Source organism: Mycobacterium sp. NPDC006124 (assembly GCF_040614235.1).
Lineage (GTDB): Bacteria > Actinomycetota > Actinomycetes > Mycobacteriales > Mycobacteriaceae > Mycobacterium.
In genome coordinates this window covers 214,433-238,491 of record NZ_JBEXUA010000007.1, presented here as the reverse complement: position 1 = coordinate 238,491, position 24,059 = coordinate 214,433, and the positions used below count along the sequence as shown (strand labels likewise).

The following is a 24,059-nucleotide window of genomic DNA, read 5'->3' as shown; positions in this document are numbered from 1 at the left end:
CAGGTGGCCGCACGTCACGTCTGATCGTCCCACCACTGGAGCACTCGGATCCCGAACAGGGTCAACCACTTCGACGGCTCGCCTTCGGAGACGTCGACCGGAAACCACTGCCGCCCCGGCAGGGTCGGGCCCTGAATCCACGTACCGTCAGGCTGGCGGGCGTCGCGAATCAGCGCGACGGCCTCGGCCATCCGCGCATCGGGTGTGGACCCGTCGACCAAGGACCGACGACGAAAGTAGTCGGCGGCGTTGAGTGCGCTGTAGCGCCACCGCGTCGGGTACGTGAAGTCCTCGACCCACGGCGCCACGGGCTGCCCGTCCGACAGCCGACGAATCAGGCCCCGCGTCAACAGGTACTCCTCCCCGGCTTGCCGCGCCGCGCGGGTGGCCTCGGTGCCGCCCGTGGCGACCTCGTGGTCGAGTAGGCCCTTGAGCGCGTTGAGGGTCGAGTGGAACGACGAACGCGTCGATCCGTCCACCCACTCGCAGTTCCAGCCGCCGTCGGGCAGGCGGTGCTCGACGAACCAGTCGACGACGGCGGTGACGTCGGCACCCAGCCAGAGCCCGTTCGACACGGTCCAGGAGTTGATGCAGCAGTCGACTTCACCGCCCCAGTAGGGCAGGTCGTCGTACTCCCAGCGGCTGTTGGCGGCCAGCAGTTCGGCCGTGCCGTCCAGTGCCTCGGGGTGAAGACCCCACTCCCGCAACGAATTCAGAGTCCACGTCGTCGCGGTCCACGGCTGCCCGGCTCCCTCGGCCGCCTCTGGACCCTCGAAGTCGAAGTCGGACGGGAAGAACGCGCCGCCGGCCCACTGACCGTCCGGATCCTGCAGCGCCAGCAGCCTTGCTCCGAAGCCCTCGGTCGTGACACGGGCCCGCGTCGCCTGCCACACCGCGGCGGGCTCGTGGGTGACGTCGCGTTCGACCTGCCAGCGCAGAGCCGGGTCGGAGTCGAGTAGCCAGGTGCTCAGGGGCGTGACCGCCATGCGTCGACTCTAGGTGGCACCATCGAACGATGACGGAACCACCGAACGGATTGCCGAGGTACCGCCTGCTCACCGGACCGGACGACGAGGCGTTCTGCCGCCGGGTCAGCGAAGCGCTCGAGCTGGGCTACGAGCTCTACGGCGATCCCGCCATCAGCCTCGACGGTGGACGGGCCGTCGTGGCCCAAGCGGTCATCTGGCAGCAGACGGTGCGTTACGTCTGACGGTCAGTCGTCACCTGCGGCGACGAGGGAGTGCAGCGTCACCGACGGGTTGTCGCGCTGGAAGCCCTCCAGGCGCCACTTCGTGGAGAACAGCACCAGGATGACGCCGTCGGTGCGCGTGAACACCTCGACCGACGGTTGCCGTTGCAGGTACTCGACGTCACCTGGGTCGGCGGCCCGCGCCACCGTGTACGGCAGGGACTCCAGGGAGATCGGGGCACTGAGTTCGGTCGCCATCCGATGCGTCGCCACCTCGAACTGCATGGGCCCGACGGCCGCGAAGACGGGAGCCTGATCACCGCGGCGGTCCGAGCGGAGCACCTGGACCACGCCCTCCTGCTCGAGCTGCTCGATCCCCTTGCGGAACTGCTTGTGCTTGCTGGGGTCGGTGCCGCGGGCCACCGCGAAGTACTCGGGGGAGAAGCTGGGGATCGGCGGGTACTGCACCGGGACGTCGCGGTAGAGCGTGTCGCCGGGGCGCAGCACGTTGGCGTTGGCCAGTCCGATGACGTCACCCGGCCATGCCGTGTCCAGGGTCGAGCGCTGCTGGCCGAACACCGACTGCGCGTACTTGGTGACGAACGGCTTGCCGGTGGTGGCGTGGGTCAGCACCTCGCCACGTTCGAACGTGCCGGAGCACACCCGCGCATAGGCGATGCGGTCTCGGTGGGCGGAATCCATGCCGGCCTGCACCTTGAACACGAAGGCGCTGAAGGGCGCCTCGGCCGGTCGGCGGTGACCGTCGACGTCGAGCTGTCCGTGCGGTGGCGGCGCGAGTTGGACCAGCACGTCGAGTAGCTGGTTCACCCCGAAGTTCAGGGCCGCGGAGGTGAACAGCAGCGGGGTGGTCTCACAGCCGAGGAACGTGTCCTCGTCGTAGTCGGACCCGTCGGCGGCCAGCAACTCGGATTCCTCGACGGCGTTGTCCCAGTCGACGCCGGCCGCGGCGTGCGCGTCGGCCGGCGCGATGTGCTCCTCGGGTGCGGCCTTCGCGCCACCCGCGGTTCGGGTGTAGCGGATGAAATTGCCGGTTCGACGGTCCAGTACGCCCTTGAAGTCACCGGCGATGCCGACCGGCCAGGTCAGCGGGGTGGGTCGCAGCCCGATCCTGGACTGGATCTCGTCGAGCAGCTCGAGGGGGTCGCGGCCGGGCCGGTCCCACTTGTTGATCACGGTGATGATCGGGATGCGCCGCAGCCGGCACACCTCGAACAGCTTCAGCGTCTGGGGTTCCAGGCCCTTCGCCGCGTCGATGAGCATCACCGCGCAGTCGACGGCAGTCAGGACACGGTAGGTGTCTTCGGAGAAGTCGGCGTGCCCCGGGGTGTCGAGCAGGTTGATGACGCAGTCCTGCCCACTGGGGGCGCGGTAGGGAAACTGCAGCGCGGTGGAGGTGATGGAGATGCCGCGGGCCTTCTCCATGTCCATCCAGTCCGACACCGTGGCGCGGCGGCCGGACTTGCCGTGGATCGCACCGGCTTCGCTGATGCGGTTGGCGTGCAGGACCAGGGCCTCGGTCAACGTCGACTTGCCGGCGTCGGGGTGGCTGATCACGGCGAACGTGCGTCGACGCCGCGCTTCGACGGTGATGCGCTCCGCGGCGCGGCCTTCGGCGGCCGTCAACGTGCCGTGGGCCAGAGTGGAATCGTCGGTCATTGCGTATGCGATGGTATTGGCTACCACGTCGAATCGATAAATCGATCGCGGGCCCGCTCCACCTACACGCGACGGTCACGCAGTGGCTAGTTCACGCAGGGGATTCCGCCGCCACTGATGGGCAGACCCTGATCGGGTGCCGGATCGTCGGTGCTGCCCACGTCGATGCCGAGCGCCTCGCCGCCGGACGGGGCGGTGGCCATGCTGGCGACGTCGGTGGGCAGGGAGTACCCGTCGCCGAGCACCACCCGGACGTGTCCGGGGGCCAGGTCCGAGGCGGGTTGAGGCGCAGCGCCGATGTCGAGGACGGTGGCGACGGCCTGCGCAGACGGTTGGCCACCCGTGCCGTACTCGACGGCGGTCGCCGTCGTCTCGCCCGGCTCGCCGAGGCTCAAGTCCCCTTCGTGATATCCCTTGTGGGTCAAGATGTGCGACGCCTCGGTGGCCAGACCCCGAACGCCGCTCGCGTTGACCACGTCCACCGTGACGTCGGCGGGGGCCGCCGGCGCGGCGGCCGCCGAGGGGTCACCGAAGGTCGTCGTGACGAGCGCTCGGATCGCGGCCGGGTCGACGATGTTGACGTCCTGTTCGTTGACGACGTCGTAGCGCAGCACCGGCAGCGTTTGGTAGTGCACCTGCTCACCGGAGAGTCCGCCGATGCGCTGGAACAGGCTCTGGTCCCACCCGCTGGACAGCACCAGGTCCTTGCGGGCGACGTCCATCAGCGAGTTGAGCTTGGCGACGTCGCTGAAGGATCCCGAGTCCTGCAGTTGGCGGATGACGGCGATCAGGAAGGCCTGCTGGCGGTGGGTGCGGTCCAGGTCGCCGTTGTCGAGGCCGTGCCGCTGCCGGACGAACGCGAGTGCCTGCTGAGCGTTCAGGGTCTGGCGCCCGGCGGGGAAATCGGCGCCGGAGTAGTCGTCGTGCACCGCGTGGTTGAGGCAGACCTCGACGCCGCCCAGGCTCTCGGTCACGTCGTAGAAGCCCGCGAGGTTCACCTCGGCGAAGTAGTCGATCGGCACGCCGGTCAGCGAGCGCACCACCGCGAGGGTCGCCTTGCGGCCAGCCTCGCGGCCCTCCTTCTCCAGCGTGGCCTGATCGGTCTCGCCGTCGTCGATGAGCTTCTGCTCCTCGTCGGCCTTCGTCAGCCCGTAGGCTTCCTTGATCTTGATGTGGTCGTAGCCCGGCACGATGCCCTTTACGCTCACGTAGTCGTCGCGGGGAATGGAGAACGCCTCGACGCTGCCGTCTTCGGCGAGGTGGACCAGGATCAGCGTGTTGGTGTTGTAGCCGCCGGAGTCAGAGTCGCCGGCGTGCAACTGGTCGAGCACGTTCTTGGGCAGGTCCTCGCCGTTTTGATCCTTGCGCGAGTCCAGTCCGATCAGCAGGATGTTGACCGCCGTGCCGGTGGAGTGCGGGGCGTCGGCCCCGAGGGCCTGCGACACGGTGATGCCGCTCAGCATGCCGTGCAGGGTCCACCAGCCGAAACCCGTGGTCGCCACCACCGCGGCCGTCGCGAACGCGAGTGCGCCCCGTGCCAGTCGTCGCGCGGTTGGGCGGGATCTTCGGGCAGACGGCATCAGGTGACGCGCACGCTCACCCATCACCGCCACCTTCGATTGACTGCCACCTCCCACCATGCGGGAGGAACCTCGTGACGCGCCTGTGAAGGTGATTCGAATCACCCACGGCGCGCGGGCGCGCCGTACCGAACGCTCGGCTGAGGATACGTGGCGCGGTCCGGACGTCGCCAGTCGACGAGTCGGCGTCGGTCGTCACCGCAGCGCGAGCCAGAGCAGGCTGCCGACGCCGGCCACCACGCAGTAGATCGCGAACGGCGTCATCGTGCGCGTGTGGAAGTACTTGGTCAGGAACCGGACGGCGAGGTAGGCGCTGACGAACGACGCGACGCTGCCCGCCAGTACCTGGCCGCCGATGCCAGAACCCAACGGGCCGAACAGATCCGGAACCTTCAGCACCCCGGCGGCGAGGATGACCGGGGTCGCCAGGAGGAACGAGAACCGGGCGGCCTCGTCGTGGCTGAGCCCCCGCAGCAGACCCGCGGTCATCGTGACGCCCGACCGGCTTATGCCGGGAAGCAAGGCCAGCGTCTGCGCGGCTCCGATCAGCGCACCACGCGGCAACGACGTGCGGGCGAGGCGTTCGTCGATACCGTCGACGGTCGTCGCGGTCGCGACACCGCCGTGCCGCGCGTCCTTGGCGTCCGCAGCTCCGGCCATCATGGGGTTGGCGCTGGTGACCACCCCGCTGTCGTCGCGCCGTCGCCGCAGCCGCTCGCCGGCGTACAGGACGACGCCGTTGAGGACGAGGAACGCGGCCGCGGGCACGGGCTTGCCCAGAGTGGTGCGGAACGTGTGCTCGAGTGCCAGACCGCACACGCCCACCGGGACGGTGCCGACGATGATCAGCCAGGCCAGGCGTTCACCGGTGGTCTCGATTCGCCGGTACCGCACGGACGTGACGAAGCCGGTGACGATCTGCATCCAGTCCCGCCAGAAGAACAGGAGCAGCGCTGCCGCAGTCGCCACGTGCAGCCCCACGATGAACGCGAGATAGGGCGACTCCGGCGCGGAGACGTCCAGATCGGTGGCCCAGCGGCCGCCGATCAGGGCGGGCACCAGCACCGAGTGTCCGAGACTGGAGACGGGGAACAACTCGGTGACGCCCTGGAACAGGCCGACCACGGTCGCTTCGAGATAGCTCAGACTGCTCACCGGGCGATGATGCAGCTCTCCCCTGGGAGTTTGCTGACGGTGGCGGCCCGCGCTGCGGTCAGAACGGGATCACGGCCGGGATCACCGCCCGCAGGATCAGCACGGCGACGAACACGACGGTGAAGGCCAGGTCGATCGACACCGACCCCACGCGGACGGGCCTCAGCACGCGCCGTACCGGGGCGAGCACGGGTTCGGTGATCCCGTGGGTCACCCTGCGCGCCTGGTACATGCTGGCGCTTCCACCGGCCTGCGGGGACAGCATCCCCGCCCAGTCGACCACCATTCTGGCGATCAGGACGATCTCGAACAGCAACAGGACGAAACTCAGCAGGCTGGCGACCATCGCACATTCTCCCTTCCCACTTCAGGAGCCTGCGCCGCGTCCATGAGGAGCGGCTGACGGGTTCCTGAGAGGGGGCCGAGAAAGTGTCCTCAGACCGTGATCTCGCCCATCTCGCCCCAACCGTCCGCGCCGACGGAGTCACTGATGATCAGCGGCGTCGACGCCAAGACACTCGGCGCCATGGCGACGAACGTCTTGAAGTGCTCGCTGTTGACGTGTTCGCCACCCGCGTCCCCGTCGCGGAACCCCTCCACCAGAACGTATTCGCCGGGGTCATCCAGGCTGCGTGACCACTCGAAGAACAGGTTGCCCGGTTCGTTGCGGGTGGCCTCGGTGAAGTCGGCGACGACGCTGGGGAAGTCCTCGACGTGCTCGGGTTTCGGGGTCCACTTGACGACGATGAAGATCACGGCAGATCACTCCTTCTCTAGGGAATCAGAATGGCGCGTCCGCGGACGTCGCCGTTGTCGAGATCGGTGATGGCCGACTGGAAGTCGTCGAGCTGGTACTTCTGGGTGTGCAGGTTGACCTTGCCCCGGGCGGCCAGCGCCATCAGGTCACACAGGTCGTTGTAGGACCCGACGAGGTTGCCGATGAAGTTGATCTCGCTCGAGACGATGTCGATGGTGGGCACGTCGATGTTCTCGCCGTATCCCACGACGTAGTAGTCACCGGCACCGCGCAGCATCGCCACGCCCTCGGCCGTGGCCCCTCCCTCGCCGACGAAGTCGACGACGGCCTCTGCACCGTTGCCGTCGGTGAGCTCGAGCACCTGCTCGACGTGACTGCCGTCGGCGATCACGCCGCGGTCGGCACCGATGGCCTCGGCGAGCTTGAGCGCCTCGGGATTGCGGTCGACGACGATCAACTCGGCCGGCGACAAGGACTTGAGCACCTGAATGCCGATGTGCCCCAGGCCCCCGGCGCCGATGATGACGACGCGGTCCCGCGGAGTCAGCTTTCGCGCCGCCTTCGCGGCCGCGTGATACGCGGTCAGGCCGGCGTCGGCCAGCGCGGCGACGTCCGACGGCTCCAGGGAATCGTCGATCTTCACCACGCTGCGCGCCGAGGTCTTCAGATACTCGGCATAACCACCGTTGGTGTCGATGCCGGGAAAGGCGTTGGCCTCGCAGTGCACGTCGTCACCGGAGCGGCAGGCGCGGCACAGCCCGCAGGTGATCAGCGGATGCACGATCACCTTGTCGCCCTCGGTGACGTTGGTGACCGCCGAGCCGACCGCCTCCACCCAGCCCGCGTTCTCGTGGCCGATCGTGTAGGGCAACTGCACCTGAGACTTCTCGGCCCACTGGCCCTCGAGGATGTGCAGGTCGGTTCGGCACACACCAGCCCCGCCGATCTTGACGACGACGTCGAAGGGGCCCTGCGGGGTGGGCTTCTCGACCTCGGCCATCTCCAGGTTCTGGTGGTAGCCGACCACCTGGACGGCCTTCATGGTGCTCATGACTGTGGGTTCCTTCCTGCGAGTGTGAGTTCGAGATCTACCGGTGCCGTGAGACTTTCGCTACCACCGTCGACGTACCGCGTGCGCAGCAGGCCCCGGCAGAAGTGGGCGTTCCCGTCGATCGAGATCCTGGTGGAGCGGGCCCGCCGCAACGCCATCGGCACGGCATCGGGCGCATACCCTCTACCCAAGTGGTCGACCATCACCAGATCATCAGCGGCCGTTGACAATCCGATGCTCATCCGGCGCCGCAGCAGCGATTCGCGGGCGGCGTCGTCGGGCAGATCACCGATCGTGACCCGACCGAGCCGTCCGACCGGGCGCAGAGGATCGGCCCGAAGCAACGCGGTAAGGCACCGCTCCATCGCGGCGGTGTGCGCCTTGCGCTGGAACGTCGTCCGTAGCTCCTCGAGATCGTCCTCGGCTTCGTGGCCGAACGTGCCCCGGTACCCGGCGTCGGCGGCCAGGCCGGTGTTGATGATCTCCGAGTCGTGGTGGTCGTCGAGTTCGACGATGACCTGGTTCGTCCACTCCAACGCCGTCAGGACGTCCTTTGCGTCCGACGCCATGAGGTAGGCGAAGTTCGGTGCGCAGAACGACGTCGGGAGGCGCAGGTGCACCTCGACGTCGTTGGCCGCGTCGACCACGAGGGTGTGCACGAACCCCAGGTCGGTGATGGGCTCGTCGAGCTCGGGGTCGATCACCACGTGGAGGGCGGCGAACGCCAGCTCCTCGGGTCCCCTCACGCCTGCACCAGATCTTCGGCGCCGCGCGGACCGGTCGCGGTCTGATCGGCGTCCGGGATCTGCAGCTCCGCGGGCACCGGGATGTCGTAGAGCTTCGCGGCGTTGAGCCCGAGGACCTTCTTCTTCTGGTCCACCGTGATCTGCGGGTACTCGGCGAGGTCGGCCGGGATGTTGAAGTCGACGAAGGACTCGATGAGCCAGCGCGGCGTCCACAGGGCGTAGTCCGAGGAGAAGAAGATGCGATCCTCGCCGATCCAGTAGAGCAGTTCGCCCATGATCTGGGCGAAGTACTTGGGCCGGCTGTGGATGAATGGGATCGCCACGGCGAGACCGGCGTACACGTTGGGCTCCTGCGTGGCGATCCAGCAGAAGTCCTCCAACCGCGGCAGGCCACAGTGCTCGACGATGAAGTTCAGATCGGTGAAGTCCGACGCCACGTGGTCGACGTCGGCCACGTCGAAGGCGTCACGGTCCAGCGGGCGGATGGTGGGTCCCTTGTGCACGTGAATGTTCTTGATGCCGAGTTCGCGGCACGCCTCGAAGTACCGGTAGGCCCAGGGGTCGTCGAGCTTGTAGCCCCGAGATTCGCCGTGCCATTCGGCGGTGTAGAGCTTCACGCCCTTCAGGTCGTACTTCTCGGCGTCGAGACGCAGTTGATCCAGGCCCACCTCGCCGTTGCGGGGGTCGAAGTGGTGGTTGTAGGTCAGCTTGTCGGGATGCGCCTTGGCCAGCTCGGACGCCTCCGCGGTCTGGCCGAACCCCTTGTAGTAGAACTCGCCGAGGTGGGCGGGCTGGAAGATGGCGTGGTCGACGTAGCCGTCGGTGAAGAGGTCCTTCATCAGGCGCTCGCCGCCCTGATACAGGTAATCCTCGTAGCTCCACACCTCGGACTCGGGCGACAGGTTGCGGTGGTAGTCGTAGAAGCAGTCGATGAATTGCTTGCCGTGGACGTTGCGCTGGTTCTCGACGCGCGCGTCCCACAGGGCGATGTGGGCGTCGACGATGAAGTAGTTGTTGCCGTCCTTGCGATACACGAGGTCTCCCTGCAGTCATGGTGGTGTGAGGGCTGTCACATCAACTGACCGGAGCCTAGGGACGCTCGACGGTCGCGACGAGAGACCGGGCGTCTCAATCTGAGACTGCCCGACGGGATTCGGCACACCGGTCGTGCCGCCGATGTCTGTAACGTGGATCACAGCGTGACTGACGGACTACCCGATCGAATGAAGCTGCATCAACTGCAGCATCGCGAGGCACCCGAGGTGCCCCGCCGACTGCTGGCGTCCTGGCAGCGCAGCGAGGGCTACGGCGTCCCCGCCGAGAGCGTGGAACCGGTGTTCACCGGCACCGACAACCTGGAGTCGCTGTTCGCCGAATGCGGCAACGAAGTGCTGCTGGATCTGCACCGGACCCTCGACGGCGAGCCGGTGAGCATGATGCTCACCGACGCCGACGGCGTGGTGTTGAGCCGGATGAGCGGTGATCACGGCCTGCTGCGGGCCTTGGACGAGGTGCACCTCGCGCCCGGCTTCGCCTACGCCGAACGCGACGTCGGCACCAACGGGCTGGGCCTCGCGCTCGCCGACCGCGCGCCGACACTGGTGCGGGCCGACCAGCACTACGCGATGAGCCTGTGCACGTTCACCTGCGCGGCCGTGCCGGTACTCGACGCCACGACCGGTCGGCTGGAGGGTTGCGTCAACCTCACCACCTGGTCGCAGTCTTCGAGTGAGCTGCTGCTCGCACTGGCGCGGTCGGCGGCGAGCAACACCGCCGCGCTGATGCTCGCAAGGTCCAACGGACGCCGCCCCCGTCAGACGCCGCGCGGGCAGGTGTTCCGCGTGGAGATGCCGCGGCTGGAGCCCGGTTCTGGCAGCCTGCACGACCTCTCGGAGTCCTGGAACGCCGCGGTGGCGACGGCGCAGCGGGCCATGGCCGCGGGCAGCGTCGTGGCCGCCATCGGAGAACCGGGAGCGGGCCGGGCGACGCTGCTCGCCCAGGCCGCGCGGCACACCTACCCGCGCGACCGGATCCTCTCGGCCAGCGCGCCGGGGGCGTCGGACGTGCAGACCTGGCTCGGCTTGTGGACGCCGGAGCTTGGCAAGGAGCACACCGCGGTCATCGTGCGCGACGTCGACCTATTGCCGACGTGGGTCGCCGACCAACTCAGGGACCTGGTGGTCCGGTCCAGTCGCGACGCCCGGGTGCCCTTCGCCGTCACCGCCGAGCGATTCGAGGACATCCCGTCGGCGTTGGCCGGTCTCGTCGACACCGTCGTCGAGGTTCCGCCGCTGCGGGATCGGCCCGAGGACGTGCTGCCACTGGCCGCGCACGTCGCCAAGCGTGCGCGTGGCCGCGACGTGGTCGTAAGCCCCGCAGCGGCTCGCGCGCTGCAGAGCCACGGTTGGCCGGGCAACGTCGACCAGCTCGCCCGCGTCGTGACCCACGCCGCCAACCGCAACGACGTCGTCGACGTGGGCAGCCTGCCCCCGGAGGTTCTCGCCGGCCCGTCGCGAAACCTGTCCCGCATCGAGGCCTTCGAGCGCGCGGAGATCGTCCGGGTGCTGTCGGCCCGCGGCGCGCCGACGATGGCCGAGGCAGCCCGGGAGCTCGGAATGGGCCGGGCGACGTTGTACCGCAAGATAAGTCAGTACGGCATTCGCGTGCCGCGGTCGACCTAGGCGCTGGCTCTCCGCTAGCTGCGGTAGGACTGGCCGTGCGGTTCGGCGCAGTGCTCGTCGGGGTCGTCGGCGCACACGTGGTCGACCTGCAGGGTGGTGTGGTCGATGCCGTGCCGCTCGTGCAGGATCCGCTCGAGCTCTCCGCGGATGGCGTGGCAGTCGGCGCCGTCGCCGACGATGACGTGCGCCGACAGCGCCGCTTCGCCCGAGGTGATCTGCCAGATGTGCAGATCGTGCACCTCGACGACCGCGCCGACCTCGACGAGTTCCGCGCCGACCGTGGCGGGGTCGACGCCCTCGGGTGCGGCCTCGAGGAAGATGCGTCCGCTGGCGCGCACCAGGCCCCAGCCGGCCTTGACCATGAGGGCGGCGACGACCAATGCGGCGATGGCGTCGGCCCGGGCGAAGCCGGTCAGCCACACGACGGCGCCGGCGACCGCGGTGGCGATGAAGGCGTAGAGGTCGTTGAGGATGTGCTGGTAGGCGCCCTCGACGTTCAGACTGGACCGGTTGGCCCGGCTGATGCACCACGTGGCGGCGACGTTGACGGCGATGCCGACCAACGCGGTCACGAATACCAGCAGGCCCTCCACCTCGCCGGGGTCGACCAGCCGACGGACGCCCTCGAAGACGAAGTAGGCGGCCAGCAGGAGCAGCGTGATGCCGTTGGCTTGGGCCGAGAGGATCTCCGCGCGTTTGAGGCCGTAGGTGTAGCCGCCGCGGGCGGGCCGGGCCGCGAGCCTGATGGCGATCAACGCGAGCACGATGGACACGGCGTCGGTGAGCATGTGCCCCGCGTCGGAGATCAGGGCGAGTGAACCCGCGATCACGCCGACGACGACTTCGGCGGCCATGAAGCCGACGATGAGCACCAGCGCCAGCGTCAACCACTTCCGGTCGGCGTCGACGGCCACTCCGTGGGAGTGCCCGCCGGGGCCGTGATCGTGTGAGCTCTCTGCCATGCAGGGAGCGTACATCGACACATGCGAATATTGGAATGTATCGCCGGTCTCCATCTACTATGCTGCTACGTAGATGCTGTGCCGACCGGAGACGTGCCCGTGACCCCCTCATATCGACACCGTGCCGCGTGGTCGACCTCGATCGCCGTCGTGGCCGCGTTGGCCTTCGCGACCGGTGACGGCCCTCGCCCCGACCGTGCCGAACGCAACGCCACACCGACCGAACCGGCCGCCGCCGCGGAACCACCCCGGCTGGCACTGTTTCCGCCGACCGGCGCCCGTGACGTCGTCCCCACCGACGCCGCGTGGGTGGCCGCCGACTCCGGGACCTTGACCGACGTCCGCCTCGTGAACGAGGAGGGCAGGACGATCGCAGGCGCGATGACCGCCGACGCCACCGCGTGGCGGCCCGCGGTACCGCTCGGGTACGGGCGCACCTACACGCTGACGGCGACCGGGCGGGGCACCGACGCCACCGTCACCACCAAGACGACCCGCTTCTCGACGGTCGTGCCCCAGAAGCAGACCGGTGTCAGGCTCACCACGACGGCGGGGGCCGAATTGCGCGACGGCGCAACCTATGGCGTGGGAACGGTGATCGTCGCCCGCTTCGACACCCCCATCGTCGACAGGGCCGCAGCCGAGCGTCGGATGCAGGTCACGACCGATCCGCCGGTGGTCGGGGCCTGGTCCTGGGTCGACGACCGCAAGGCGCACTGGCGCCCGCGGGAGTACTTCCCACCCAACACCTCCGTCCGCGTCGCGGCGGGTCTCTACGGCGCCGAGCTTGGCGACGGTCTGTACGGCCAGGAGGACACCGGCGTCGACTTCACGATCGGCCCCTCCCACGTCACCATCGCCGACGACGTCACCAAGCAGGTCGACGTCTACGAGGACGGGAGGCTCGTCAGGACGATGCCGACCTCGATGGGCCGGGGCGGCACCGAAACCGTTGGAGGCAAGGCGATTCACTTCTGGACCCAGCGCGGCGTCTACACCGTGATGGACAAGGCCAACCCCGTGTTGATGGACTCGTCGACCTATGGGTTGCCAGTGGAGTCGGCGTCGGGCTACCGGATCAGCGTTCCGTATGCGACGCGCATCAGCCCCGACGGCATCTATCTCCACGAGCGGGAGGCGACGGTGTGGGCGCAGGGCAACACCAACGTCTCGGCGGGTTGCCTGAACCTCAGCGCCGAGAACGCCCGCTGGTTCTACGAATTCTCCCAGCCTGGTGACGTGGTCGAGGTACGCAACACCGGCGGCGAACCGCTGGCGCAATGGCAGAACGGGGACTGGAGCGTGCCGTGGCGAGAGTGGCTGCAGGGCAGCACACTTCGCGGCTGACGCGTCAGCGCTACTTCTTGTCGGTCGACCGCGTCCGGTAGGCGTCGATGACCTCGGAGCGCAGGCGTCCGCGCGGGCCGACGTCTAAACCATTGTCCATGGCCCACTTTCGAGCCTTGGTCGACTCCGAGGAGTCGCTCTTGGGCTGTTGGGCGCTACGCGTCCGGCGGCTCGACGCGCGCCGACTGGCCTCGATCCAGCCACTCATGGTCTTGCGCAGCTTGGCGGCGTTCTTCTCCGACAGGTCGATTTCGTATCGGGAACCGTCGATGGTGAACGTCACCGTCTCCGACGCAGCGGTCCCGTCGATGTCGTCGACCCATTCGACGACGGTCTTCTTTGCCACTGGCCGCCAACCCTCCTCGCACTCATGGTGTTACCGGGAATGTTCATCATGATAGCGAACGGTGCTGTGGCCAAAGGTCACTACCTGCCGACGCTTTACTTGAAGCGGTCGTAGCAAAGATTTGCGTCGCCGCCGAGGCCGGAACGAAACGCCACGATGCGGGTGAATCCGGCTGGCACCGTCTCACCGTCGACGTTGCTCGCCACCATGCCGTTGGTCAGCAGTCCCGCGACTGCCTCGTCGAGGTCCCCGGCCGTCAGGGTCAGTGCCAGGCCACCGTCTTCGGACATCGCACTCTGGGCGACGCCCGTCAGGCAAGCAGTCCGCAATGCGGCCGCGGCGGTGTCGAGCGGCTCGCCGCGCTCGTGTTCGACCGCCAGCGCATAGCGCGACGTCACGACCGACAAGGCGGTGTCGTCACCCTGCAGCAACGTGTAGTCCTCGCGGTCCGACGGCCTCCCCATCTCCGCCAGTGTCGCCACGTCGGCGAAGATCGTGTTGCTGTCCGGGCAATACGACGCCGCCGGGCTGGGTTTGGCGTCGGAGCACTCCGGTGCGTCGAAGGACAGCTTCGGCGGGTTGGCCGGTGTGAACACCGTGCCGAGCACGTCGACCAGCGAGGTGACGACGTCCTCGGTCACCTCGACGTCGCCGGTCGTCGGTTCGCCGCCGTTCTCCGCCGGGAGCGTCAACGGCAAATCTCCACGCCGCTGGGTGATCTCGTCCATGTCGATCTTTCCGCACTCCGACGCCCCGGAGGTGAAACCAATCTGGAACGCACTGATGCGGTCGAGCGCGGTGCCGTGACCCTGCTCGAGATACGGGGCGTCGTCGGCGACATAGGTCGGGTCGCGCAGCGTGAGCACGCCCGCCAGGACGTGATTGAGTCCGTCTCCGGTGCTGAGTCGGAAGCGCGACGACTTCCCCTCGGCCACCCACCGGATGTAGGTGCCCGCCAGGCAGTCGGCCTGTTGTTCGCTCACCAGCATGGTGGTGTCGTCGTCTGCGATGTGGGCCATGTCCTGAACCGCGTGGCCGTACTCGTGGGCCAGCAGGGCCGCGATCGACGTGTCGCCGAAGAACTGTTGGCCAAGCGGCACAAGCACGCCACGGTCCCAGGCGATGAGATCATCTGGCGGACAGAACAATGCGTTGGGATTGTCATAGGTCTCTCCGCCGCAAATCTCGGGACTCGACGGACTCTCCGAGTTGAACGATTCGAGATCCCTTATGGCGGTGAATGATCCGTCGAACGAGTCGGCGTAGTTCTTCTCCCAGAATTCCGTGACGTCGTTGACTCCCAGGGTGGCCAGCTTGTCGGCGTCGCCACCGTCGGTACCCTTCACCTCGCCCTCGGGTGCGGGGGCGTCCTCGCGGATGCCGCTGGGTCCGTCTTCGGCGGGCAGGCCGCCGGCGCGGAACGGATCGTAGAGCGGTGAGACCGCCACACCCCGGGTCGTGCTCGCGCATCCGGCGACCAGAAGCACCACCACCGCGGCGATCAGCGCCGGTTTCAATCCGCTCATTGGTCCACGTCCCGCTCGGTCGACACACCCGGTGATCACACGAAAGGGCGAGGGTATAACGGCGGGCCGGTGAGCGCCCACGTCGCAGGCCCTGATAGGGATATTAGATGGGCAGGAACGAACGTTCGAAGATCGTGATGAGCGACGACGAGATCGTCGAGTTCGTCGAGCGCAGTCGCACCGCGACCATGGCGACGCTGTCCGCTGACGGCCGGCCGCACTTGGTCGCCATGTGGTACGCCGTGGTCGACGGGGACATCTGGTTCGAGACCAAGTCGAAATCGCAGAAGGCGGTCAACCTGCGTCGCGATCCCCGCCTCACCGTGATGATCGAGGACGGCCACACCTACGACACCCTGCGCGGGGTGTCCTTCGACGGTGAGGCCCACATCGTCGACGACGACCCGGATCTGCTTCTGCGCGTGGGCATCAGCGTCTGGGAGCGCTACACCGGTCCGTACACCGACGACGTGAAACCGTTCGTGGACCAGATGATGAACAACCGCATCGCCGTGCGGTTGGTGCCCACCCGGACGCGCAGCTGGGACCACCGAAAGCTCGGCATGGGCGAGATGCCCGTCGCGGGGTCGACGGCTCAGTACCTGAGCTGAGAAGGCCTGAAGTCAGCGCGCGTCGGTGATGTCCCGGTATTCGGGATGCTTGTCGATGAAGTCGGCGACCATCGAGCACGCCGGCACCACGCGTAGCCCGGCCCCCCGCGTCGCCGCAAGCGCCTCGGCGACCAAGATCGTGGCCAGCCCGCGGCCCTGGAACTTTGGGTCGACCTCGGTGTGCGGGAAGGTGCGTCGCCCGTCGCGGTCGTAGAACTCGGCCAGGCCGACGTTCTCGCCCTCGACGGCGATCACGAAGCGGTCCGACTCGGCGGTCACCGTGGTCTCCGCGCCGGTCTTGTCGGTGGTCTTGGCGATGGTCATGAAACTCCTCGGGTCAGCGGTTGGGGCGGGGGATCAGCGTCGAGGTGGGCAGCGGCGGGGCGGCCAGTCGTCTACCCGGATAGCCCTCGACCGAACCGAAGCGCTCGTCGTGCCTCTCCCATGCGCGGCGGTACTCCACGATCTCGTCGTGGCTACGGCCGACGAAGTTCCACCACATCACCAATTCCTCGGTGAACGGCGTGCCACCGAGCAGCAGCATCCGCGCCGGGGCGTCGCCGCCGTTCGTCAATTCGACGACGTCGTGCCCTGGTGACTGGTACCAGAGGTCGGCGACCCCCAACGACGTACCGCCGGCGCGCACCTGCCCCTCGTCGAGCAGCACGCCGTGTTCGAAGGCAGGGTCGACCGCGAGCTCGACCACCCCACCCGGCGCGAGGTCGACCTGGGCGCCCAGCAGCGGGGTGAAGGTGTGCACTGGCGACCGGGCGCCGTCGAGATCGCCGAGGAACACCCGGACCTCGGCGGCGCCAACGACGTGGACGGTCGGGGTGAAGTGGGCGAAGTCGCGGACGGTGTGCCGGGCGGCGTCGGGCAGGGCGACCCACAGCTGCACGCCGTGCAGGACGGGTGCGGTGGGCAGCGAGACCTCGGAGTGACAGATGCCCGCGCCCGCCGTCATCAGATTCAGTTCGCCGGGACGCACGAGGGCGCGCACCCCGGCGCTGTCGCGATGCTCGATCTCGCCGCTGAACAACCAGCTGACGGTTTGTAGCCCGGTGTGCGGGTGCGGTGGCACGTCCATCCCCGTCCCGGATCGAACGTCGTGTGGGCCGTAGTGGTCGACGAAGCACCACGCGCCGATGAGCGACCGTTCCCGTTGCGGCAGGGTCCGCCGAACCCGAATCGCTCGGGGACCGCCGAGGGGCACCTCGCGAGGATGCAGGACACCGGTGAATGGCGAAGGCCCGCAGGAGACTTGGTCTGGCGCCGCCTCGGTGTTGCTCACTGCGCCAGAGTAGCTCCGGGCGCCGTCGTCAGGCCCGTCATCGCTGCGCGGATCAGCTCGAAGTCGTCGATGCAGATCTGGAAGACACCGAACCGGAAGCGATAGCCCCACTGTGCCTTGTTCTCGATGAAGGCGAGTTCGTCGATCAGCGGCCGGATGGGCGTCTCGACGCACGGCAGGAATTCCACCCGTCGGCGCCATGGCTGGAACTGCGGGTCGAAGTCCTCCTGGTAGACCTCGTCGTCGGCGACCCGGCCGATCGCGGTGAACGCTTGCAACGGATCGCCGTCGGGGTAGTCGGTCTTGGGTGAGTAGAAAACGATCCAGTCGTCGCGGGCCATGCGGCGGAGCATGTGCGGCTTGCCGTGATTGGCCTGGGTGAAGCCCCCGGCGACACCTCGTGTGACGTGTCCCCGGCTGACGGTGTTGATCCAATAGGTGGTCATGTCGGTCAAGCTACGAGTGGCTGCCGACAGAATCTCGGCGACCGGCGACGTCGTCCACAGGCAGAAGTTGCTCCACAAAGCCCAAAGCCGCCGATGCGAGTGCATCGGCGGCTCAGGCGACGGTGCCGCCATGGCGCCTCACGGCAAGTGGTCGCTCTAGGCGACGAATTTAGTTGGTACCCGGGGCATGAGCGACACCGTCGTAGAGAGTCTAACCGCTCACGCCCCGTTGGGTATTCCGAACCGACGACCCCTCGACGTCGATTCGCGGACACCCCGGCGTTGATCAGGCAGATTCCAGGAATTGCTCGACGAAGATTCGCCGGGCGCGAACGGGATAGCCGTGACGCTCGGCCAGTTCGCGCAACTGCCGGAGGGCATGACCGCGGCCGCGACCGGCCTCGGGCACCACGATGCCCGCCCAGAGCCCCTCGGCCCTCGGCAGTTCGACGGCCTCGCGTGCGCAGGCCCACCGGCGGGGACACATCCGGCAGATGGACTTGGCGTCCTCGTCTGCAACCGTGGTCCATCGCTCCGGATCCTTGCTGCACTCGCCGAGTGGTAGTCCGTCCAACCCGACGGGATTCGTCGTAGCCAGTCCGATCCGGGAAGCCAACATGTCGTACTCCTTGTCCGAGCGTCGCAGTAGGGTGCGTCGCGATGGACCAAAGGTATAGCAGTAACCGTAGCGATGCAACAGTTCTAACCGAAGCGCTTGGGGACGGCTGCCTACAGATGTGGTGTGCAGCAGACCGACTGTACGAACGATGTTCCCGAATACACCTCGCTCAACTGCGTAAACGAGAAAACGATCGTCGAGGTGAAACCCCTCAAGGGTTGACCACCAGCCGTAGCAATGAGACAGTTCAAGGGGGTCAGCCGCAGCAGTTCAAACGACTGCTACGGTCAGCGGAGCCGTCAAACCATTGCAGCTCGACGAGGACCAAGCACAGATGACCATCCCGGCGGAGGCGACGGACGACGACGCCACGATCGTGGATGCAGGCATGGCCCGTGCCGGGGCGGCCGCCGCCGCACGTCGGCGCGAGCTGGACATCTCTCAGCGCCGGCTGGCCGCCGACGGAATCATCAACGCCGGCGCACTGATCTCCTTCGAGAAGGGTCGAAGCTGGCCGCGTGACAAGACGCGGGCGAAGCTCGAGGAAGTACTGCGGTGGCCGCCGGGCACAATCAACCGGCTGCGCGCCGGCCCGCAGGCGGCCGACCGCGAACCCTCCGTGGTCGGCGCCGGGGACGGCACTGCCGTCGACGAAGGCTCACTCATCGCCGAAGCCGTGGTCGCCGCCGCCAACGCCCTCGGGTCCACGATCGACGCACTGCCGCCCGTCGACGACCCGGAGTTCATCGCTCGAATCTCCGCGATCTTGTCCGATCTCCGACGGCTCGAGGCCGTGGCCGCGCGCGCGACGCGCATCGGCCGCGTGACCCCTGCCCTGATTCGGGCGCTCAGCGCGGTGCGGCGGCGGATCGACGAGCTGACCACGAGGGCGGCGACAGCCAGCGGCGCCACCCTTGGTCAGCGTCTGTACGCCGCCCGGCGCACCGCGAACCTCACCATCGGCGAGACCGCGCAAGCCGCAGGCGTCGCGGAGGACGTCGTCGCTCGCATCGAGTCGGAGCAGACGGTCTCCGCGCCGGACATGGATGCCGTCGAGGCGTTGATCGGTCAGCTCGACTGAAGCTGACTCAACGGCGGTCTCGGCCGCGGTCGCCATTGGCGGGGAAGTGCTCGGCCAATGCAGCGGCTACCTCGACGAACTTGCGGCGCGTCGGCTCGGACATCACGGCCGTACCGTCGATGACCCCGCCCGGTCGCAGGTGCGGGTCGAACGGCACTTCGACGACGACCTGCCCCTGACCGGCGAATTGCTGAGCCAGAATTGCTCGGGTCCGCTTGTCGGCGTGCCCGTCGGAATCGTTGAGGACCACGATCGTGCGGCGCAGCAGGTTCGTCAGCCCGCGGTTGGCCAGCCAGTCCAGCGTCTGCCCGGCGGCGGCGGCACCGTCCACCCAGGGTGAGGAGACGACCACCAGCGCGTCGAGGTCACGCAGCACCTCTTGGGTGACGGGGGTGTCCATCGTCGAACTGCAGTCGACGACGGTGATCGAGAAGTAGCGATCCAACCGCGCGGTGGCCTCGCGGTAGATGGCGGGGTCGAGCACGCGCCTGCGCGCCGGGCTCGCCTCACCGGCCAGCACGAAGAGCCCGGCCGAGTTGTTGCCGACCCGGCTGCGCACGTCGGCGAACGTCTCGAGATGTTGATCGGCGGCCAGTTCCCAGTACGAACCCATGGCCTTCGGGTCGACGCGGCTGCCGAGCTTGCCGAAGGCGGTGTCCGCGTCGATCGCGACGACGCGGTCCTCCTGGCGCAGCTCGGCGAACACCGAGCCGATGCTGGCCGACACCGTGGTCTTGCCGACGCCGCCCTTGCCCATCACGCCGACCTTGTAGTGGCCGCGGATGACGACCTTGACCCGGGCCTCGAGCTCGGCCAGACGAATCTCCTCCGGCGACGGGCCGAGGTTGACCAGTCCGAAGGTCAGCTTGTACACCGCCCGGCGCCACCCCGAGGCGGGAACCGGGCGTCGAGCGGGCACCAGGTCGTCGGCCCTGATCCGGTCGGCGTAAGACCCGGTGGGCGCGGACGGTGCGAGGCGGGGATCTGGTCCGGGGGGCTGACCCTGCCAGGTGCCGTACTGCGGGAACGTGCCAGCAGGCGGCGGACCGGGTCGCTGTGGCGGCCCCTGCTGCCAGCCCGGGTTCGGCGGGGGTGGCTGCGGTGGTCCCCATTGAGGCGGTGGCCCCTGGGGCGGTCCGAACCGTGGAGGTTCGCGGTGTGGTGGCGGTGGCGACTCGGGCTGCGGCGGGTCCCCGGCGGGCGGGTAGTCGACGGGTGGGCGCGGTGGCAGCGGGGCGGTGGCGGGGGTGAAGGTCGCCGGAGTCGGGCTGGGCTCGTAATCCGATTCCTCGGGTCCGGTCCAACCCAGCTCCCTGCGCAGGGCGTCGTCGCGATCGCTCACGGCACCATGGCTCCTTCCCGTGTCCACACGACTGCCCAGCTGGCCTCGTGGTCCAGTATCAACCACCAGGCTGCGACGTTGCCGCGGCGTCGATGTGCCCCGTGCCGCCGAATGCCCCTAGCAAACGATCGGTTGGCGTTGTGCTTGGCGGGCCGTCGGTGCCGCCAGCGCTGGGCACCGAACCACGCCGCGCGCAACGGCTAGCGTGCCCGAAGATTCCGTGACGGAGTGGAGGAACGTGCGACCTGCTGGCGATCGCGGCAATAGGTCGGCATACGCACTGCTCACCGTGATTTCCGCCGGGTCCCGAACCGCCTGGATGCTGCGTCGATTGGTGCACCGAGGGTCACGAAACCGCTGGTACGCTCATATTCATTGGGGGGCTGGGATGTGACCAGACCGTCGGCGGCTCAGGTGCCGTCGGCAAATCTCGACGAGGCGCAGTGAGCGACTTCGTCCGCGTCGAGCCGGACACCGGTCCCAACCCGCTCGGCCGAGGTTGAGACGAACGCCCGTCACGGGTGTCTCGTCGTAGCAAGATTGGGAGGAGGGGGTATCGACGTGTCCGGACTACTGCGTGTCTACGAGTCGCTCCTGCAACGGCGGCCGCCGTGCCAGTGGGCGGGCCGACCGTGACGATGCCGACCGGTGGCCGCGGCTCGCACGTCGACGACGTCGTCGCGGTCGAAGTGACGATCGACGGCATGCTCGTCATCGCCGACCGGCTCCACATGATGGAGTTCCCGCCCGCGCTCGGCATCCGCCCCAACATCCCGCAACTCGAGCTTCGGGACATCGTGTGGGAACAGGTGGCCCGCGACCTGACGGAGCAGGGCGTACTCGACGTCTTCGGTGCGCCCCACCCCGAAGTGGCCGCCATGGTCGACACGTTGAGCCGGGCCGACCGCACCCTCGAATGCCGCTGGTGGCGGCGCGACATCGGCGGCAAGATGGTGCGCTTCGCGATCTGCCGCAAGGACGATCGTCACGTCATCGCCGCCCGTGATGGCGACATGATCGTGTTGCAGCGCATCGCACCACAGGTGGGGCTGGCGGGGATGATGACGGCCGTGCTCGGGTCCGCGACCCCGGCCGACGTCGAGCCGCTCACCGGCGTGGCGAGTCGGCTGGGACAGTCGACGACGGCCAACCAGCTCGCCCAGTTCGGCGTCGACCCGCCGTCGGCCAGGTTGTACGCCGAAATCACCGCGGCGCCCAGCAGTTGGGTGGAGATCACCGCGAATGAACGACATCCCGGCGGCACCTATACGCAGTCCGACGTGGCGGCTGGCGTCCTGGACTCCCGCCAGGGCCGGATCGTGTCGTTGCCCCGACGGGTCAACGGCGAGTTGTACGGCAGCTTCCTGCCGGGCACCAACGAGAACCTGCAACGCGCGCTCGACGGTCTGATGGAGTTCCTGCCGTCCAAGACCTGGTTCGACAGCAAGCCGCTGGACTACGAAGCCCACCTGGACTGAGAGGCCATCCGTTGACGGACGACCACGTGGCGCACGACGACGGGGACGACGATCTCGCGCCACCGAACTCCTACGCATCCGGCGTCGAGGCCGATGCGATGGACGAGGTCGGCCTCGACGATCCCGGCCCGGTGTTCACCGTCACGAATCCGCCGGGCACGGTCGCCGTGTCCGCGTTCATGGATGGCAGCGTCCAACGAATCGACCTATCGCAGGAAGTGATCTCGATGACCGAAGCCGATCTCGCCGAGGAGATCGTCGTCATCGCCCGGCTCGCGACCCAGGACGCCAGGGCGGCGCAATACGTCCACGTGCTCGACGGGATGCGGCAACAGGGGCATGACGACGTCGCCACCCGCGACTTCTTGGCCAGGGACCTCGACCTGCCGTCACCCGAGGATGCGAGTGCCGCTCGTGCACGCGTCTTCGCGACGCGGTATGCAGGTGACCATGAATGAGCAGTTAGTCGCGCTCTTCGGTAGCGCCGTCGGTATGTTGCCCACCGCGCCCAGCCGATCCCTGCAGATGTTCAGCGAGATCACCGCGATCGACGACACCGCGTGTGACGCCTGGGTGGGCCGCATCCGGTGCGGTGACTCCGACCGCGCCACTCTCTTCCGGGCCTGGTACTCCCGGGGCAGCTTCGGACAGCTTGCCGGCGCCGCCGAGGTCTCGATGAACGTGCTGGAGGCGCGCGTCGAGATCGGCGGGATGTTCGGCAACATCACCTATCCGGTGAACTCCCCGCTGTCGTTGACGCTCGGTTTCGCCGTCAACGAGGCGTCGCTCGGCAACTACGCCGACGCCATGGAGGCTCTCGAGTCCGTGCACCCCGGTGGTGCCGACCACTTGGTGGCGTGGGCCAAGGCGGTCGTCTACGGCGCCGCCGAGCGATGGACCGACGTCATCGACGAGGTTCGCGGGGCCAGCGCGTGGCCCGACAAGTTCCTTGGGGCTGCGGCGAGCGTGGCGCACGGCGTCGCGGCTGCCAACCTGGGCCTCTTCAACGAGGCCGAGCGTCGACTGACGGAGGCGAACGCGTCGCCGGCCGGGGAGGCGTGTGGCCTGGCGATCGCCTGGTACCTGGCGATGACGCGGCGCAGCGTGGGCAACGAAGAGTCCGCCATCGTGCTCCTCGAGTGGTTGCAGGCGACCCACTCGGAGCCGAAGGTCACTGCGGCGCTGAGGGATCCGAGCTACCGCCTCGCCACCACCACTGCCGAGAAGATCGCCGCGCGCCGGGACCCGTGGGACCCCACCAGCGTGGAGGCCGACAACTCCGGGCGCGAACGGTTGCTCGCCGACGCCCAGGCCGAGCTGGATCGCCAGATCGGGCTGAGCCGGGTCAAGGAGCAGATCGAAAGATACCGGGCCGCAACGCAAATGGCCAAGGTGCGGGCAGCCAGGGGCATGAAGGTCGCCCAGCAGTCCAAGCACATCATCTTCACCGGACCTCCCGGCACGGGAAAGACGACGATCGCGCGCGTGGTGGCCAACATCCTCGCCGGCCTCGGCGTCATCGCCGAGCCCAAGCTCGTCGAGACCTCCCGCAAGGACTTCGTCGCCGAATACGAAGGGCAGTCGTCGGTCAAGACCTCCCGCACGATCGACCGCGCCGTCGGCGGCGTGCTGTTCATCGACGAGGCCTACACCTTGGTGCAGGAACGCGACGGCCGGGCCGACCCGTTCGGCACCGAGGCGCTGGACACCCTGTTGGCGCGCATGGAGAACGACCGCAACCGCCTCGTCGTGATCATTGCGGGCTATCCGAATGACATCGACCGGCTGTTGGAGACCAACGACGGCCTGCGATCGCGATTCTCGACCCGAATCGAATTCGACTCCTACGGGCCCGACGAGATCGTCGAGATCGCGAAGGTCCTTGCCCAGAACAATGACTCGACGCTCAGCGACGAAGCGACCAAGCGCGTTCTGGCCGCCGCCAGCCTGCTCAGCCAGCGATCGCTCAACGGCAAGCCGGCACTCGACATCGCCGGCAACGGTCGCTATGCCCGGCAGTTGGTGGAGGCCGGTGAGCAGGGGCGGGACATGAGGTTGGCCAGGTCCGTGGACTTCGAGAGCCTCGGCGTGGAGCAACTCAGTGAAATCAACGGCGACGACATGGCCGGGGCGATCGAGACCGTCCACAGTCGACTGAACATCGGCGAGTAACA

The 24,059-nt window shown here is 68.0% G+C and carries 25 protein-coding genes; 8 read left to right on the top strand and 17 right to left on the bottom strand.

Going from position 1 to position 24,059, the window contains the following annotated elements; translation table 11 throughout:
* Positions 1–14: 14 nt before the first annotated feature.
* A complete protein-coding gene (locus ABZ195_RS16840) occupies positions 15–986 on the bottom strand; it encodes a squalene cyclase (protein WP_355219621.1) in 972 nt (323 codons plus the stop codon).
* A 29-nt stretch (positions 987–1,015) separates the two neighbouring features.
* Between ABZ195_RS16840 and ABZ195_RS16835 the strand changes: the two genes are divergently transcribed.
* Positions 1,016–1,210: a DUF1737 domain-containing protein gene (locus tag ABZ195_RS16835; protein ID WP_355219619.1), complete on the top strand. Its 195-nt coding sequence runs from the start codon at positions 1,016–1,018 to the stop codon at positions 1,208–1,210.
* 3 nt (positions 1,211–1,213) lie between these two features.
* Here the strand turns inward: ABZ195_RS16835 and ABZ195_RS16830 are convergent, their stop codons facing one another.
* From ABZ195_RS16830 to ABZ195_RS16795, 8 genes are all read right to left on the bottom strand, one after another.
* A complete protein-coding gene (locus ABZ195_RS16830) occupies positions 1,214–2,866 on the bottom strand; it encodes a peptide chain release factor 3 (protein ID WP_355219617.1) in 1,653 nt (550 codons plus the stop codon).
* 86 nt (positions 2,867–2,952) lie between these two features.
* Positions 2,953–4,470: an LCP family protein gene (locus ABZ195_RS16825; RefSeq protein WP_355219615.1), complete on the bottom strand. Its 1,518-nt coding sequence runs from the start codon at positions 4,468–4,470 to the stop codon at positions 2,953–2,955.
* Positions 4,471–4,641: 171 nt separating this feature from the next.
* Positions 4,642–5,601 carry an undecaprenyl-diphosphate phosphatase gene (locus tag ABZ195_RS16820; RefSeq protein WP_355219614.1) on the bottom strand — a complete coding sequence of 320 codons (960 nt, stop codon included), beginning with the start codon at positions 5,599–5,601 and terminating at the stop codon, positions 4,642–4,644.
* A gap of 58 nt (positions 5,602–5,659) precedes the next feature.
* Positions 5,660–5,947, bottom strand: coding sequence for a YggT family protein (locus ABZ195_RS16815; RefSeq protein WP_355219612.1), 288 nt, complete (start codon positions 5,945–5,947; stop codon positions 5,660–5,662).
* 89 nt (positions 5,948–6,036) lie between these two features.
* Positions 6,037–6,357: a putative quinol monooxygenase gene (locus ABZ195_RS16810; protein WP_355219610.1), complete on the bottom strand. Its 321-nt coding sequence runs from the start codon at positions 6,355–6,357 to the stop codon at positions 6,037–6,039.
* Positions 6,358–6,374: 17 nt separating this feature from the next.
* Positions 6,375–7,400, bottom strand: coding sequence for an NAD(P)-dependent alcohol dehydrogenase (locus tag ABZ195_RS16805; RefSeq protein WP_355219818.1), 1,026 nt, complete (start codon positions 7,398–7,400; stop codon positions 6,375–6,377).
* Between the two features lie 5 nt (positions 7,401–7,405).
* Positions 7,406–8,155, bottom strand: coding sequence for an iron-sulfur cluster assembly protein (locus tag ABZ195_RS16800; RefSeq protein WP_355219609.1), 750 nt, complete (start codon positions 8,153–8,155; stop codon positions 7,406–7,408).
* Positions 8,152–9,189 (bottom strand): amidohydrolase family protein, encoded by a 1,038-nt coding sequence (locus ABZ195_RS16795; protein WP_355219607.1) that lies wholly within the window; start codon positions 9,187–9,189, stop codon positions 8,152–8,154. Before ABZ195_RS16795 ends, ABZ195_RS16800 begins: the two co-directional genes overlap by 4 nt.
* Before the next feature lie 165 nt (positions 9,190–9,354).
* Between ABZ195_RS16795 and ABZ195_RS16790 the strand changes: the two genes are divergently transcribed.
* The gene (locus ABZ195_RS16790) at positions 9,355–10,836 is read left to right on the top strand and encodes a GAF domain-containing protein (RefSeq protein ID WP_355219605.1); all 1,482 of its coding nucleotides are present in this window, start codon (positions 9,355–9,357) and stop codon (positions 10,834–10,836) included.
* 14 nt (positions 10,837–10,850) lie between these two features.
* On the opposite strand, the gene ABZ195_RS16785 is transcribed toward ABZ195_RS16790, so the two are convergent.
* A complete protein-coding gene (locus tag ABZ195_RS16785; protein WP_355219603.1) occupies positions 10,851–11,798 on the bottom strand; it encodes a cation diffusion facilitator family transporter in 948 nt (315 codons plus the stop codon).
* 99 nt (positions 11,799–11,897) lie between these two features.
* On the opposite strand from ABZ195_RS16785, the gene ABZ195_RS16780 reads away from it, so the two are divergent.
* Complete coding sequence (locus ABZ195_RS16780; protein WP_355219602.1) at positions 11,898–13,145, top strand: Ig-like domain-containing protein; 1,248 nt, start codon at positions 11,898–11,900, stop codon at positions 13,143–13,145.
* A gap of 10 nt (positions 13,146–13,155) precedes the next feature.
* On the opposite strand, the gene ABZ195_RS16775 is transcribed toward ABZ195_RS16780, so the two are convergent.
* Together ABZ195_RS16775 and ABZ195_RS16770 are read right to left on the bottom strand one after the other, a co-directional pair.
* Positions 13,156–13,491 (bottom strand): Lsr2 family protein, encoded by a 336-nt coding sequence (locus ABZ195_RS16775; RefSeq protein ID WP_355219600.1) that lies wholly within the window; start codon positions 13,489–13,491, stop codon positions 13,156–13,158.
* A 95-nt stretch (positions 13,492–13,586) separates the two neighbouring features.
* Positions 13,587–15,017, bottom strand: coding sequence for a peptidase (locus tag ABZ195_RS16770; protein ID WP_355219598.1), 1,431 nt, complete (start codon positions 15,015–15,017; stop codon positions 13,587–13,589).
* Between the two features lie 107 nt (positions 15,018–15,124).
* On the opposite strand from ABZ195_RS16770, the gene ABZ195_RS16765 reads away from it, so the two are divergent.
* Positions 15,125–15,628: a PPOX class F420-dependent oxidoreductase gene (locus ABZ195_RS16765; protein WP_355219597.1), complete on the top strand. Its 504-nt coding sequence runs from the start codon at positions 15,125–15,127 to the stop codon at positions 15,626–15,628.
* Between the two features lie 12 nt (positions 15,629–15,640).
* On the opposite strand, the gene ABZ195_RS16760 is transcribed toward ABZ195_RS16765, so the two are convergent.
* The 4 genes from ABZ195_RS16760 to ABZ195_RS16745 form a co-directional block, all read right to left on the bottom strand.
* On the bottom strand, positions 15,641–15,952 hold the full coding sequence (locus tag ABZ195_RS16760) for a GNAT family N-acetyltransferase (RefSeq protein WP_355219595.1): 312 nt from the start codon (positions 15,950–15,952) through the stop codon (positions 15,641–15,643).
* A 13-nt stretch (positions 15,953–15,965) separates the two neighbouring features.
* Complete coding sequence (locus tag ABZ195_RS16755) at positions 15,966–16,919, bottom strand: pirin family protein (protein WP_355219594.1); 954 nt, start codon at positions 16,917–16,919, stop codon at positions 15,966–15,968.
* Positions 16,916–17,365, bottom strand: a complete 450-nt coding sequence (locus ABZ195_RS16750; RefSeq protein WP_355219593.1) for an EVE domain-containing protein — start codon at positions 17,363–17,365, stop codon at positions 16,916–16,918. The genes ABZ195_RS16755 and ABZ195_RS16750 overlap by 4 nt, the downstream gene beginning before the upstream one ends.
* Before the next feature lie 286 nt (positions 17,366–17,651).
* Positions 17,652–17,984: a WhiB family transcriptional regulator gene (locus ABZ195_RS16745; protein ID WP_355219591.1), complete on the bottom strand. Its 333-nt coding sequence runs from the start codon at positions 17,982–17,984 to the stop codon at positions 17,652–17,654.
* Between the two features lie 334 nt (positions 17,985–18,318).
* Between ABZ195_RS16745 and ABZ195_RS16740 the strand changes: the two genes are divergently transcribed.
* The gene (locus ABZ195_RS16740; RefSeq protein WP_355219590.1) at positions 18,319–19,065 is read left to right on the top strand and encodes a helix-turn-helix transcriptional regulator; all 747 of its coding nucleotides are present in this window, start codon (positions 18,319–18,321) and stop codon (positions 19,063–19,065) included.
* A gap of 7 nt (positions 19,066–19,072) precedes the next feature.
* On the opposite strand, the gene ABZ195_RS16735 is transcribed toward ABZ195_RS16740, so the two are convergent.
* Positions 19,073–20,407, bottom strand: coding sequence for a MinD/ParA family protein (locus ABZ195_RS16735; RefSeq protein ID WP_355219588.1), 1,335 nt, complete (start codon positions 20,405–20,407; stop codon positions 19,073–19,075).
* A 638-nt stretch (positions 20,408–21,045) separates the two neighbouring features.
* On the opposite strand from ABZ195_RS16735, the gene ABZ195_RS16730 reads away from it, so the two are divergent.
* From ABZ195_RS16730 to eccA, 3 genes are all read left to right on the top strand, one after another.
* The gene (locus tag ABZ195_RS16730) at positions 21,046–21,885 is read left to right on the top strand and encodes an ESX secretion-associated protein EspG (protein ID WP_355219816.1); all 840 of its coding nucleotides are present in this window, start codon (positions 21,046–21,048) and stop codon (positions 21,883–21,885) included.
* A 98-nt stretch (positions 21,886–21,983) separates the two neighbouring features.
* On the top strand, positions 21,984–22,343 hold the full coding sequence (locus ABZ195_RS16725; RefSeq protein WP_355219814.1) for a YbaB/EbfC family DNA-binding protein: 360 nt from the start codon (positions 21,984–21,986) through the stop codon (positions 22,341–22,343).
* On the top strand, positions 22,336–24,057 hold the full coding sequence (eccA, locus tag ABZ195_RS16720) for a type VII secretion AAA-ATPase EccA (RefSeq protein ID WP_355219586.1): 1,722 nt from the start codon (positions 22,336–22,338) through the stop codon (positions 24,055–24,057). The genes ABZ195_RS16725 and eccA overlap by 8 nt, the downstream gene beginning before the upstream one ends.
* Positions 24,058–24,059 lie beyond the last annotated feature (2 nt).

Coding starts and splice junctions, on each gene's coding strand:
- ABZ195_RS16770 (WP_355219598.1), bottom strand. CDS start 15,017: ATGAGCGGATTGAAACCGGCGCTGATCGCCGCGGTGGTGGTGCTTCTG.
- ABZ195_RS16745 (WP_355219591.1), bottom strand. CDS start 17,984: ATGTTGGCTTCCCGGATCGGACTGGCTACGACGAATCCCGTCGGGTTG.
- ABZ195_RS16740 (WP_355219590.1), top strand. CDS start 18,319: ATGACCATCCCGGCGGAGGCGACGGACGACGACGCCACGATCGTGGAT.
- ABZ195_RS16805 (WP_355219818.1), bottom strand. CDS start 7,400: ATGAAGGCCGTCCAGGTGGTCGGCTACCACCAGAACCTGGAGATGGCC.
- ABZ195_RS16840 (WP_355219621.1), bottom strand. CDS start 986: ATGGCGGTCACGCCCCTGAGCACCTGGCTACTCGACTCCGACCCGGCT.
- ABZ195_RS16825 (WP_355219615.1), bottom strand. CDS start 4,470: ATGGGTGAGCGTGCGCGTCACCTGATGCCGTCTGCCCGAAGATCCCGC.
- ABZ195_RS16815 (WP_355219612.1), bottom strand. CDS start 5,947: ATGGTCGCCAGCCTGCTGAGTTTCGTCCTGTTGCTGTTCGAGATCGTC.
- ABZ195_RS16730 (WP_355219816.1), top strand. CDS start 21,046: ATGCCGACCGGTGGCCGCGGCTCGCACGTCGACGACGTCGTCGCGGTC.
- ABZ195_RS16760 (WP_355219595.1), bottom strand. CDS start 15,952: ATGACCATCGCCAAGACCACCGACAAGACCGGCGCGGAGACCACGGTG.
- ABZ195_RS16835 (WP_355219619.1), top strand. CDS start 1,016: ATGACGGAACCACCGAACGGATTGCCGAGGTACCGCCTGCTCACCGGA.
- ABZ195_RS16725 (WP_355219814.1), top strand. CDS start 21,984: ATGGACGAGGTCGGCCTCGACGATCCCGGCCCGGTGTTCACCGTCACG.
- ABZ195_RS16765 (WP_355219597.1), top strand. CDS start 15,125: ATGGGCAGGAACGAACGTTCGAAGATCGTGATGAGCGACGACGAGATC.
- ABZ195_RS16750 (WP_355219593.1), bottom strand. CDS start 17,365: ATGACCACCTATTGGATCAACACCGTCAGCCGGGGACACGTCACACGA.
- ABZ195_RS16785 (WP_355219603.1), bottom strand. CDS start 11,798: ATGGCAGAGAGCTCACACGATCACGGCCCCGGCGGGCACTCCCACGGA.
- eccA (WP_355219586.1), top strand. CDS start 22,336: ATGAATGAGCAGTTAGTCGCGCTCTTCGGTAGCGCCGTCGGTATGTTG.
- ABZ195_RS16830 (WP_355219617.1), bottom strand. CDS start 2,866: ATGACCGACGATTCCACTCTGGCCCACGGCACGTTGACGGCCGCCGAA.